At 64.4% G+C, this 12,243-nt stretch carries 9 protein-coding genes; 4 read left to right on the top strand and 5 right to left on the bottom strand.

The features are described 5' to 3' along the window. Positions 1-139: 139 nt before the first annotated feature. Both ACQ4WS_RS05085 and ACQ4WS_RS05080 read right to left on the bottom strand, forming a co-directional pair. A complete protein-coding gene (locus ACQ4WS_RS05085; RefSeq protein WP_436474239.1) occupies positions 140-1,492 on the bottom strand; it encodes a sensor histidine kinase in 1,353 nt (450 codons plus the stop codon). Then, positions 1,485-2,171: a winged helix-turn-helix domain-containing protein gene (locus ACQ4WS_RS05080; RefSeq protein ID WP_077405092.1), complete on the bottom strand. Its 687-nt coding sequence runs from the start codon at positions 2,169-2,171 to the stop codon at positions 1,485-1,487. The genes ACQ4WS_RS05085 and ACQ4WS_RS05080 overlap by 8 nt, the downstream gene beginning before the upstream one ends. 253 nt (positions 2,172-2,424) lie before the next feature. On the opposite strand from ACQ4WS_RS05080, the gene ACQ4WS_RS05075 reads away from it, so the two are divergent. From ACQ4WS_RS05075 to ACQ4WS_RS05060, 4 genes are all read left to right on the top strand, one after another. Next, entirely contained in the window at positions 2,425-3,210 is a 786-nt protein-coding gene (locus tag ACQ4WS_RS05075; protein WP_436474236.1) for a DUF481 domain-containing protein, read from the top strand. A gap of 13 nt (positions 3,211-3,223) precedes the next feature. Beyond that, a complete protein-coding gene (locus tag ACQ4WS_RS05070; protein ID WP_436474234.1) occupies positions 3,224-5,098 on the top strand; it encodes an esterase/lipase family protein in 1,875 nt (624 codons plus the stop codon). A 125-nt stretch (positions 5,099-5,223) separates the two neighbouring features. After that, positions 5,224-5,868, top strand: coding sequence for a hypothetical protein (locus ACQ4WS_RS05065; RefSeq protein WP_436474232.1), 645 nt, complete (start codon positions 5,224-5,226; stop codon positions 5,866-5,868). Between the two features lie 140 nt (positions 5,869-6,008). Further along, a complete protein-coding gene (locus ACQ4WS_RS05060; protein ID WP_436474230.1) occupies positions 6,009-6,506 on the top strand; it encodes an RES family NAD+ phosphorylase in 498 nt (165 codons plus the stop codon). 11 nt (positions 6,507-6,517) lie between these two features. Here ACQ4WS_RS05060 and ACQ4WS_RS05055 read toward each other — a convergent pair whose 3' ends face one another. The 3 genes from ACQ4WS_RS05055 to ACQ4WS_RS05045 form a co-directional block, all read right to left on the bottom strand. Next, positions 6,518-7,513, bottom strand: coding sequence for a response regulator (locus ACQ4WS_RS05055; protein WP_436474228.1), 996 nt, complete (start codon positions 7,511-7,513; stop codon positions 6,518-6,520). A 13-nt stretch (positions 7,514-7,526) separates the two neighbouring features. After that, complete coding sequence (locus ACQ4WS_RS05050; protein WP_436474226.1) at positions 7,527-11,225, bottom strand: PAS domain S-box protein; 3,699 nt, start codon at positions 11,223-11,225, stop codon at positions 7,527-7,529. A 594-nt stretch (positions 11,226-11,819) separates the two neighbouring features. Next, on the bottom strand, positions 11,820-12,188 hold the full coding sequence (locus tag ACQ4WS_RS05045) for a hypothetical protein (protein ID WP_436474224.1): 369 nt from the start codon (positions 12,186-12,188) through the stop codon (positions 11,820-11,822). Between the last annotated feature and the right edge of the window lie 55 nt (positions 12,189-12,243).

The following is a 12,243-nucleotide window of genomic DNA, read 5'->3' as shown; positions in this document are numbered from 1 at the left end:
AAAGCCGCGCAGGTCAAGAAACGCCGCCCTGCAGCGTCATAGCGCGTACAGGGGGCAGCCGCTCCACGCCGGGCACAGCGGATGATGGGCGAGACGAAAATGAAAGGGTTACAAGTTGCCAAGGCATTGCCTGACCGCGCTAGCGCAGCAACCGCAATCGCAGCCGCAAACCCGGCGCCGCATCTTCGATCTCCAGGCTGCCGCCATGCAGGGCGGCGATGGCCGCCACGATGGACAAGCCCAGGCCATTACCGGGCAGGTGGCGGCTCTTGTCGAGCCGGTAAAAACGCTGCGTCAGTTTCGGCAGTTCTTCCGTCGGCACGCCGGGGCCGTTGTCACGCACGGCCAGCCAGTTGCCCTGTTCATCGCTGCCGGCCGACACTTCCACCGTGGCGCCCCGCCCCGCATACTTGATGGCGTTGTCGACCAGGCTGGCCAGGGCGCTGCCCAGCAGGTTGCGGTCGCCGCGCGCCGGGACGCCCTCGCCAACCATCTGCACCAGCAGCACGCCCTGCTCGTCGGCCGTGGCCTCGTACATGTCCACGATGTCGGCACCGATCTGCTGCAGATCAATGTCGTCGAAATTTTCGGGACGCATGCCCGATTCGGCCGCCGCAATCTGCAGCAGCTTGTCGAACACGCGCGTCAGGTCGTCGATGTCGTCGATGGCCGCCTGCGCCGCGCTCTCATAGCCGGCCACGCCCTGCTGCTGGCGCAGAGCGCCATCGAGCTTGTTGCGGATACGGCCCAGCGGCGTACGCAGGTCGTGCGCGATGGCGTTCGACACGTGGCGCACGCCTTCCATCAAGTGCTCGATGCGGTCGAGCATGCGGTTGATGTCACGGCTCAGCAAGCCGAATTCATCTTCGCTGGAGACGGGAATGCGCTGGCTCAGGTCGCCGGCCTCGATCTCGCCCGCCGTGCGGCGGATTTTCCCGATGCGCGCTTCGAGCTGGCGGCGGAACAGCCACGCGCCCGCCACCACCAGCAAGATGGCCACGCCGCCGCCATAGGCCAGCGAACGCAGCACCAAGGTACGGATGGACTTGCCCTCTTCCATGTCGCGTCCGACGAACAGGCGCGCGCCGCCCGCCAGGTCGCGGATCAGCATGCGCGCGGGCACCCGGCGCCCTTCGCGCGTGACGTCGCGGTGCAGCAAGCGGCCCACGGGGCTGCCAAGGTCAGGCCAGGACGACAGATTGCCCGCCACGCGGCTGCCATCGGCGCCCACCAGCAAAAAGATCTCCGTGTCGCTGTCGGTGCGATCGGTCAGCAAATGGGCAATTTCCGCCGTCGTGCGGCTGCTGTCGCCCTGCTCGTATAGCGCGGCGAGGCGTTCCGAGAGCAGGGTCAGCTTGCGGTCCACGCTGCGATCGAGTACGCCGATGGTACCGAAATAGAAGACGGCGCAGACGATGCTGATCGACACGACCACCAGCACGCCATAGCCGAGCGCCAGGCGGGCCGCGATCGAGCGGTGCCAGTTACGCACTGTCGATCACGCCCAGGGTGTAGCCGACGCCGCGCACCGTGTGGATCAGCGGCGGCGAAAATTCCTTGTCCACCTTGGTGCGCAAACGGCTCACCTGCACGTCGATGACGTTCGTCTGCGGGTCGAAATGGTAGTCCCACACGGCTTCGAGCAGCATGGCGCGCGTGACGGACTGGCCCTGGTGGCGCATCAGGTATTCCAGCAGGCGAAATTCGCGCGGCTGCAGGGCGATCTGCCGGTTGGCGCGCGTCACACGCATGGTGCGCATGTCGAGCACCAGGTCGGCCACCTGCAGCTGCGTCGCTTCGGGCACGGGCGCGGCGCGCCGCAGCAGCGCTTCGATGCGCGCCAGCAGTTCGGCGATGGCGAAGGGTTTTGACAGGTAATCGTCGCCGCCGCTGCGCAAGCCGCGCACGCGCTCGTCGACGCTGGACAGGGCCGACAGCACCAGCACGGGCGTGTTGCGGCCCATGCCGCGCAGGCGCGCGACGATGGCCAGGCCATCGATCTCGCCAGGCAGCAGGCGGTCGAGCACCAGCGCATCCCAGTCTTCGCCGCAGGCCAGGCGCATGCCGTCGATGCCATTGTCGCAGGCGGTGACGTCGTGGCCCGCCTCGCGCAGGCCGGCACAGATATAGCGGGAAGTTTCAGCTTCGTCTTCGATGACCAGGCAGCGCACGGGAGTTCCTTGTAAAGATCAGGCAGCAAATAGGCGCAGCATACGCCAGGCGCGCGCCACGTGCCAGCCCTGCGGCGTGCGGCGCACGATGACAGGGTCGGGTACAATACAGCCTCGACAATTTTTGGCCGCGCCCGCGCGCGCATATGCGCAGGTTTTATTGGCGCCTCGCGGCTTGCTGCGGCCTGCATCGCCACCACTGCCATTAACGAACAGCAGGCACGCCTGACGCGCGCCACAGACAAATACAGCCATGAAATCGATCCACTCTCTCGCACTGGCGCTGGCCATGGCCGTCACTTGCGGCAACGCCGCCGCCAAAGACACCAAAGACCCCAAGCAAAGCATGCTGTTCGATGAAATCCCCATCGGCAGCTGGAGCACTTCCGCCGAACTGGGCGCCATCACTACCTCGGGCAATACGGTCGGCACCTCTGTCACGGGCAAGATCGACGCGCGCCAGGAACTCGATGACTGGAGCAACCAGTACATCTTCAGCGGCTACTTCAAGGAAGACGAAACGACCAACGACGACGGCGAAAAAGTGCGCGAACGCTCGGCCGAGCGCTTTTCCGCCTCTGCCAAGGCAGCCTACAAGCTGATGGCCAACCATGAAAAACTGTTCGTGCTGGCCTCGCACGTGAACGACAAGTTCGGCGCCTACACCAAGTACTCGACCCTGGCCGTCGGTCATGGTTCGCGCTGGTACCAGTCGAGCGACAAGAGCGTCGACGTGGAAGTCGGTCCAGGCTATTTCAGCGGCACCAATGATGCCGGCGAATCGGAACACGGCCTGACGGTGCGCGGCGCAGCCGCCATGAAATGGAAAATCAGCCAGTCGGCCATGTTTACGCAGACGGTCAGCGTGGAACGGGGCACCTCGAACACCCACTCGATCGCCGAAACGGCCCTCAGCACGAAAATCAACGGCACCATGCAGATGAAGGCCGCCTTCAGCGCCCGTAACGATACGCGCGTACCCGACGACAAGAAGAACACGGATACGCAAACCTCGCTGACCCTGGTCTACTCGTTCTAGGCGCGCAGCGGCCATGCTGATGCGGCGTCTGCGCGTATGCGCCCTCCTGTGCGCGGCGGCGCTGCTGAGCGGCTGCGCCGCCGTCACCGTCAGCGCAATCTCGCCAGCCGACTACCTGCAGCAGCGGCGCGGCGACATCCTCACCACCGGCAAACTCAGTGCCTCGGCCAACGAGGTGCTACGCATCATCGGCAGCGACATCGCCGCCTGTGTAGCCAATACGGGCAGTTGCCGCGCAGACCTGGCCCGCTCCCAGCTGCTCAGCGACGAGCAGCGCCTGGCCACACTGTCCGAATTGTGGCTGGAAAGCGCGCTAGAGGAAGAAAAACAGGGCGGCCACCCGAGTGCCGAAACGCTGGCCGCCTGGCTCGAATCGGCCCGCTATGCATATGCCTACCTGTTCTACACCACGCGCACGCCGGGCCAGCGCGCCTTCGAGGAACGCCAGACGCAAATCCGCGACTACTATAACTATGCCGTGCAAAAGGCCGTCGGCAACCTGTTCCGCCATCGCGGCGAATACCGTCCCGACGGCCATGTGATCCGCGTCGCCGGCTGGGAAATCGACAGCGAATTGTCGGCCCTGCGCCTGCCCGACGACGGCACCCTGCCCGAGGAACTGCTGCCGGCCACCTCGCTGTCGTTTTCCGGCCTGCGCAATGTGTACCGGCGCGACGGCTTCGGCGCCGACCTGGTGGCCGTCATGCCCAAGCCCCGGGCGTCGAAAGGCGAGTATGTACCCTACCAGGAAACCCGCTTCCCCGTCGTCACGGCGCTGATCCGCTTCGACGGCAACAGCCTGCAGGAAGTGCTGGCCACGCAGCAGCTGCTGGTGATGCTGGTCGACCCGACGCGCAGCGAATCGACGCGCATGGCGGGCCAGGAACTGCCCGTGGCGGCCAATTTTACGGCCGGCTATGGCCTGTGGCTGGCCCGTTCCGGCTTTGGCGTGCAGGCGCTGCGCACCCTGTTCGGCCGCGCCGACGGCATATCGCGCCCGCAGGTGCACCTGATGCAGCCCTACGACCCGAACAAACGCACCATCGTCATGCTGCACGGCCTGGCCAGCAGCCCGGAAGCGTGGATCAATGTGGCGAATGAACTGATGGGCGACGAGCAGCTGCGCCGCCGCTACCAGATATGGCAGGTGTACTACCCGAGCAATGCGCCACTGGCGGCCAACAACGCCGCCATCCGCCAGGCGCTGAACGCGACGCTGGCGCAATTCGACCCTTCGGCCAAGGCCGATGCCGCGAACGACATGGTGTTGATCGGCCACAGCATGGGCGGCGTGCTGGCGCGTCTGATGGTGTCCGATGCCAGCAACACCCTGCTCGACGCCATCACGGAAGAATACAATTTGAAGGGCAAGAAGGCGGAAAACGTACGCGCCGGACTGGCGCCCTACCTCAATTTCACGGCCATGCCGCAGGTGAACCGCGCCATCTTCATCGCCGCGCCGCACCGCGGCACCTCGTTCGCCAACCACAAGGTGGCGCGCTGGATCGCCAACCTGATCACACTGCCCATCAACATGCTCGACCAGTTGTCCGACGCGGCCGGCAGCCTGGCGCAGCTCGACACGGGCAGCAGCGAGCCACTGCGCATCCCCAACAGCATCGATAACCTCAGCGACAAAGACCCGTTCGTGCGCCTGGTGGCCGACCTGCCGATCAGCCCGAAAGTGCGCTACTACTCCATCATGGGCAACGACACGCCGCAGCTACCCCTGGCGCTATCGAGCGATGGCGTGGTGCCCTACGCCAGCGCCCACCTGGACGGCGCCCTGTCGGAAAAAGTCATCCCCTCCTGGCACAGCGTGCAGGAAAGCCCGCAGGCGATCCTGGAGATACGGCGCATTCTGCGTCTGCCGGACACTTTGCCTTAAGGCACTTGGCATTCTCCCCCGCATGGCTTACCGTTGGATAAGAAAGTTGCGCCGCATGATAAAGTTGCGAAACATGAGAATCTTGTATAAGATGTTCTTTACCATGCTACTGCAAAGGAATCATCATGACAGCGCATCTGCATCACGATACTCTGGCGCCCGACCGTCAGGCATCAACAGATAGCGACCTGCGGGTGGTGGAACAATTCTCGCAGCTCGTGACCGCACAACTCGACATATTGGCGCAAGGCCCCGAGCGCCAGCGCCTGATCGACCTGGCCACGCGCGCACTCCATCAGGCGCGCGCCTCGCTGGGCGCCGCGCGGCCGCTCGCGCCGCTCCAGCTTCCCGTGTCAAAACTCAAGGTGTCCGATGTCATTGGACAAGGATGGGTGGAACTGTCGCAGGCGTCGCTGTATCGCGCAGTGGAAAGCAGGCGGTTTTATTGCGTGACGCCCAAGGGACGCAGCATCGGCAAGGAATTTCCAGCCTGGCAATTTGTCCAGCCCGTGCCGGAACTGATTGAACCGGTACTGGCCGTCCTTTCCGACCAGCCGACTAGTGAAATCCATGCCTTCTGGGTCAGTAGTGTCGACGAATTTAACGAACTGTCGCCAGCAGAGATGCTTGCAGGCAAATCATTCGAGACGCGAGCCGAGATCCATCCAAGCCAGCAAGCGCTGCTGGATCTGCCGGCAAACGCGAGATTGCGCAAGGTGCTGACGGCGGCCAAGTGGCAGCATAGGGGGATGGCTGACATCGTAGGCTAGTCCGGCATGAGGCCTGAACTGGAAGAAACACCTATCCCGCCAGAAATGGCTGCGCGCCTGCCGGCGCTGGCCTTGCTGCGTGCTGAATTATTGAGCAATCTTGCCACCCATCAAGCAGACCAGCGCCTGATGCGCGCGGCGTGGAACGCGGCATCCATCTGGCCGGCCCGGACGGTTTCCCCTGTCACTGGGTATATATCGCGGACGATGCCTACACGGCGGCCTGGGAAGCTCAGCTTTGCTGCAACGATGTCACGCGCCCGGGCACGTTTTATATCGCGCACGCTGCGCAACATGCCCTGATCGCAACCTTGTCCTTCAGTGTTCCGCTGCAATTGCTCGACCTGACAGGGCTGGCAGCCAGCCGGCTGGGTATTTACGATCAATCGCGCAGTCCCGATCACGCCTGGTGCCAATGGCTGGGCTGGCAGCTGGATCAGATCATTGCACGGGAGAAAGGCCAGATCCATGGCTTCATGTACCCATCGCGCCGCCAGCCCGGCAAACTGGCCTATGCGATATCGTCACGCCATATGGCAACATTGGGCAAAAGCATGGCATGCTCAAACGTGCAATTCGGCAACACTGATGCATACGCGCGCCTGCTTGCCGATCACCTGCGCGTGAACCCGCCCTGACTTGATACGCCCTACACCGGCTCGCGCCACTGATCCTTGATCTCCAGCATGGCCGGCAAGTGTTCCACAAACAGCGCCAGCAAATCCGGATCGAAGTGCGTGCCGCTGTCACGCTGCATGGTGGCGATCGCGTCCGACACCGTCCAGGCGGGCTTGTACGGGCGTTCGCTGGTGAGGGCGTCGAAGACGTCAGCGATGGCGACGATGCGGCCTTCGTGTGGGATCTCCTCGCCTTTCAAGCCGTGCGGATAGCCGCTGCCATCCCATTTCTCGTGGTGCGTCAAGGCGATGGTGCGCGCCATTTTCAACAAGCCACCCGCGTGCTCGCCGATGATGGCCGCGCCGATTTCCGCGTGGCGGCGCATGACTTGCCATTCGTCCGCATCGAGCTTGCCCGGCTTTTGCAGGATGGCGTCGGGGATGCCGATCTTGCCCACGTCGTGCATCGGCGCCGCATTCAATAAATCTTCCGCCCGGCCCGCGCTGTAGCCGGCCGCCAGCGCCAGCTGGCGCGCATAATAGCTCATGCGGATGACGTGCATGCCCGTCTCGTTATCCTTGTATTCGGCCGCTTGGCCCAGGGTCTGGATCACTTGCAGGCGCGAGCGGCGCAATTCCTCGGCGTCGACCAGCGACAAATGCGTGCGCACGCGGGCGCGCACGATGGGCGGGCTGACAGGCTTCGTGATGTAGTCGACGGCGCCGGCATCAAAACCGTCCGCCTCGTCCTTCACGTCACACAGGGCGGTCACAAAAATGACGGGAATGGACGCGGTGGCCGGCATGGCCTTGAGCTGGCGGCACACTTCATAGCCCGTCATGGCGGGCATCATGATGTCGAGCAGGATCAGCTCGACGGGGTTGTTCTGCGCCAGTTCCAGCGCCTTCTCGCCATCCTTGGCATACAGCAGGCGGTAATCGTCCTGCAACACCTGGCGCAGCACCTGCAGATTCGTCGCTTCATCGTCGACCAGCAGCAGGATCGGTTTGTCTTCGTGTAAGGTCATCGTTGGCCCAATATCAGGAAAGGTCGGCTGGCGCTGGCGCTTCCAGCCACGCCAGCAGCTGGCGCAGCACGCCCGCGGCGCGCGCAAATTCAAAGTCGTCAATGGCGCTGGCCAGCGCCTGCAGGCGTGGCTGCTGGCCGTGCGGCGCCAGCATGGCGGCGATCTGCGCCATCAGGGCGTCGTCCAGCTGCCCGCCTTCCAGGCTGGCGATGGCTTGCAGCAGCAAGGCGCCCGCAGCGGATACATCAAGCGGCACGCTGGCGAGTGCCTCGCCCGCTGGCGCCAAAGGCGCCTCGACGCCCGCCTCCAGCTCGCCGGCCAGCGCCATGAAGGCGGCCGCCAGTTGCACCAGCAATTCCGTTACCGGCAACTGGCGCGCAATCGCTTGCTCGATGCGTCCCAGCAGGCTTTCGACCTGCACCAGGCACAGGTTGCCCGCCGCGCCCTTGATACGGTGCAGCAAATGGCCCGCCACGCTGCTGCCGCCGCGTTCCAGTTCCGCCGCCAGCATGGCGGCGCAATCGCCATTGGCCTGCACGAAGCGGCTGATCGCCCGCTGCAAGGCGTCGCGGCCGCCCCACAGGGCGATGCCGCGCTGCCAGTCCACCTGGCCGGCCGCCGCACGCGCCGCAGCGCCGGCCACCGGCGGCGGCATGGCCACGGCGATATCGAGCAGGCGGGCGATTTCCGCCGTCAGCTTGTGCATCTCCAGCGGCTTCGAGGCAAAGCCGTTCATGCCCGCCGTCTGCGCGGCGCGTCGGTCCTGTTCCAGCACGCTGGCCGTCAGGGCGATGATGGGCGTCGCCTTCAGACCCTGTTCGCGCTCGTGCACGCGGATCAGACGCGTCGCCTCCAGGCCATCCATGCGCGGCATCTGCACGTCCATCAGGACGATGTCGAAGCTGCCCTTGCTGAACTCGCGCACGGCGCTCTCGCCATCGCTGGCGGCGATCACCTGGTGGCCGGCAGCGCACAGGCTGATCAGCAGCAGCTCCACGTTCTGCGGCACGTCGTCGGCCGCCAGGATGCGCAGCGGCGGCAAGGCCACCACGGGCTGCTCGCTGCGGCGCGCCACGGCCTTGCCCGGCGCCAGCGGCAGCAGCACGTGAAACACGCTGCCCACGCCCAGGGTGCTTTCCACCGTGATGCTGCCCCCCATCAGTTCGACCAGTTGCAGCGAAATCGTGGTGCCCAGGCCCGTGCCGCCAAAGCGGCGGCTCATCGAGGAATCGGCTTGCGTAAAAGGGGCGAAGATTTTATCCAGGCGATCGGCGGGGATGCCGATGCCCGTGTCGTGCACGGCGATATGCACCTGCTCGCCCTGCATGCCGACGGCCACGCGCACATGGCCCACTTCCGTGAACTTGACGGCGTTACCGATCAGATTCGTCAGCACCTGCTGCACCCGGCGCGCGTCGCCCAGGAAGAACTGGCCCATGCCCGGGTCGGCATCGACATGCAGCACCAGGTCGCGCGCCTGCGCCGTGATACGCAGCGACGCGGCCACATGGTCGACCAGGTCGGGCAGCGAAAAGTCCACCAGTTCCAGCTCGGTGGCGCCTTTTTCCAGCTTGGCCATGTCGAGGATGTCGTTAAGCAGCTCGAGCAGGGAACGGGCGGACTGGCGCACCGTGCCCAGATGGCGGCGCTGCAGGCTGTCCAGGGCGGTCCCCAGCAGCACTTCCGTAAAGCCGATGATGGCGTTCATTGGCGTGCGGATTTCATGGCTCATGTTGGCCAGGAAGCTGGTCTTCGATTCGGCGGCCAACTCGGCGCGGTCTTTTGCCGCGCGCAGATTTTCCTGCATGGCGCGCCGCTCGCTGACGTCGGTGGCCAGCTTGACCACCTTGAACGGCTTGCCGTCCGTGTTGAAGATCGGGTTGTACGAGGCCTGTATCCACACTTCACGGCCATCCTTGTCGATGCGCTTGTACTCGCCGGTATTGAACTGGCCACTCGCCAGCTGCTGCCAGAACGCGATGTAGTCTGGCGAGGTCACATAAGCCGGTTCGCAGAAGATGCTGTGGTGCAGGCCCAGCACGTCGTCGAGCTGGTAGCCGACCAGGTTGAGGAAGTTCTCGTTGGCTGCCAGGATGCGCCCTTGCAGGTCGAACTCGATGACGGCCATCGCGCGCGAGATGGCTGTCACCTTGCCTTCGTATTCGGCGTTGCGCAATTCGCTTTCCGTGATGTCGAGGATGACGCCGTCAATCCAGCGCACCACGCCATCGTTATCGAGCACGGGGCCGCTGCTTTCGCGCACCCAGCGCTCGCGCCCGTCGCGGTGAATCATGCGGTAGACGTTCTCGAAGTCGCGCTTCTCGCCGGCCGCCTGCACGCAGGTGTCGTTGACACGCTGGCGGTCGTCCGGGTGCACCAGGTCGAACAGCCTGACCCGCCCTTCGGCGAAGTCCTGCGGCATCCAGCCGGTCAGGTTGAAAACGGCATCGCTGATGAAGATCATCTGCCATTCGGGCGCGAAGCTGCAGTGGAAGGACACGCCGGGGATATTGCGGATCAGGGTGCGGTACTGGCGCTCGCTATCCTTCAGCGCCTGCTCCAGGCTGCGCGACGAGCGCATGTCCGTGACAAAAGCCACGAACAGGGGCTGGCCCGGCGTGTCGATCTTGCCGATCGCCACGCGCATGGGCAGCACGGCGCCTTCCTTGTGGCAGCCATCGAGTTCGCGTCCGCTATCGAGGATGCGCGAGGCGCCCGTTTCCAGGTAGTCGCGCAGAAAGCCCTCGTACTCGGCCGCGTCGGCCGGCTGCAGCAGCACGCTGGCGTCGCGCCCCACGATCTCCGCTTCGCGCCAGCCAAACAGGCTTTCCGCAGCGGGATTGAAGGAGCGCACCTTGCCCTGGCCATCGATGGTGATCAGACCATCGGCCGCCGTATCGACAATGGCGCGCAGGCGCGATTCGCTGGCGCTGGCGTGGCGCAGCAGCTGGCGGTAGCGCAGCAAGCCGTTCGCGGCGGCCACGAAGACGGTCAGTGTGACGGTGATCAGGGCCACGGCCAGGGCCACGAACGAGGCCTGCACCGTAATCGTATTCTCGCCTGCCGTGGGGGTGCCGGAAAAGCGCGCCGCCAGCATGCCGGTGTAATGCATGCCAGAAATGGCCAGGCCCATGACGACGCTGCTGACCAGCAAGGATGCCAGTGGACTGAGGCGCTGGCGCATGGCGCTCAGGCCGAAGCGTATCCACAGCGCCAGCATGGCCATGACGACAGCCACCAGCAGCGACAGGGCGAACAACCAGGGCTGATAATGCAGGGTCAGCGAAGTCTGCATGGCGGCCATGCCGCTGTAATGCATGGAACCGATGCCCAGCCCCACCAGCACGCCGCCCACCACCAGTTGCCGCCAGTTGATGCTCGGGCGCGCCAGCATGTACAACGCCACCCACGAGGCGGCCACGCCGGGCAGCATGGACAGCAGGGTCAGGCTGGGATCGAAGGACACGCGCGTGCAGATGTCGAAGGCCAGCATGCCGATGAAGTGCATCGACCAGATGCCGCCGCCGAGCGCGATGGCGCCCGTGATGATGGCCGTCTGGCGCTGGAAGCCGCGCTCGCTGCTGCGCGCCATGCCGGCGATCTGCAGGGCCATGAACGAGGCGAAGATGGCGATAGCGATGGAAAACAGCACCAGCCAGGCATTGTGCGTGCCATAGATATAGGCAAGCGTGTTGTTCGATACATCAAACATGGAACTAAGCATACTGTCGTGGCATAAGGTGAGTGAAACGTGACGTCGCAAAACATGACGGCGCACCGCGCGCGCCGGTGCCACGCTTTTTACTAAAGCGGCAACACAGCGGAAATGACAACGGTAGCGGTCGACCAGGGCAAGGCTCGGTCATCACGCCCGCGCCTGCCGCGCGGGGGAAAGGTGCTTTTTACGGAGTGAAAAAGCGGAAAGCGTACGAACTCTGGCGCGGATGTCTGGCCGCCAGCGTGACGATGATTTTTTAATGAGCCATGAGTATAGTTGCTTTGCGAACATATTCATAGGACTTCAGCAATACAGTTATCAAAAATGATATTTATTGCGGCGGCGATGCGACAATGGCCGCCTGTGCCTGCGGCCAGCGTGCGCGGATGGCCCCGGATTGCTGGCCGATCGGGCCTGTCGTCTTGCTGACAGCGATACCGGCCAGTCTACAGCGGCGGCTCAGTTCGTCCTTGATCTGGCACAGCGAGCCACGCTGCGCCACAGCACGGGACGCAGATCGGCCATCATCGCCGCATGAGAACGTGCATCGTCGGCCGGCGAAAACGAATCCACCCGGCGCGCGCCGCTTCAAGCGCCGGGCGTCAGCATGCCACGGAACCACGCCAGTTGCTCGCGCGTCAGGTAGTTGGCGCCGTCGCCATGCAGGATGACGATCTCGATCTCGGACGGAATCGAGGCGAGCAATTGCGCGCCCGTCACGGGAATGTTGGGGAACGCGATGCCGGCCAGGAAGGCCGGGTCTTCCGCCACCGTCACGCAGCGGCGCTCGGGATTAGGCGACGGCACGAGGAACAGGTCGATCTGCTCGCTCTGCCCGCCGATGACGACGTGCAATTGCGCGGCCAGCAGTTCGGGCAAGATCAGCTCGATGTTATTCTCGGCGCGCGATAGCTGGAAGGCGTTTTTCAGGGGCGTGAGGACAGGCGTGGCGGACATGGGAACAGTGTGAAAGTGAAGACGGCGGCAGTGTAGCAGAGGCGCCCCGACGGGC

This window comes from Janthinobacterium leeuwenhoeki (assembly GCF_051380795.1).
Taxonomy (GTDB): Bacteria; Pseudomonadota; Gammaproteobacteria; order Burkholderiales; family Burkholderiaceae_D; genus Janthinobacterium.
Note: the sequence above shows the minus strand (reverse complement) of the source record. Positions and strands in the feature narration are given on the sequence as shown.

Coding starts and splice junctions, on each gene's coding strand:
- ACQ4WS_RS05055 (WP_436474228.1), bottom strand. CDS start 7,513: ATGACCTTACACGAAGACAAACCGATCCTGCTGCTGGTCGACGATGAA.
- ACQ4WS_RS05065 (WP_436474232.1), top strand. CDS start 5,224: ATGACAGCGCATCTGCATCACGATACTCTGGCGCCCGACCGTCAGGCA.
- ACQ4WS_RS05045 (WP_436474224.1), bottom strand. CDS start 12,188: ATGTCCGCCACGCCTGTCCTCACGCCCCTGAAAAACGCCTTCCAGCTA.
- ACQ4WS_RS05070 (WP_436474234.1), top strand. CDS start 3,224: ATGCTGATGCGGCGTCTGCGCGTATGCGCCCTCCTGTGCGCGGCGGCG.
- ACQ4WS_RS05050 (WP_436474226.1), bottom strand. CDS start 11,225: ATGTTTGATGTATCGAACAACACGCTTGCCTATATCTATGGCACGCAC.
- ACQ4WS_RS05075 (WP_436474236.1), top strand. CDS start 2,425: ATGAAATCGATCCACTCTCTCGCACTGGCGCTGGCCATGGCCGTCACT.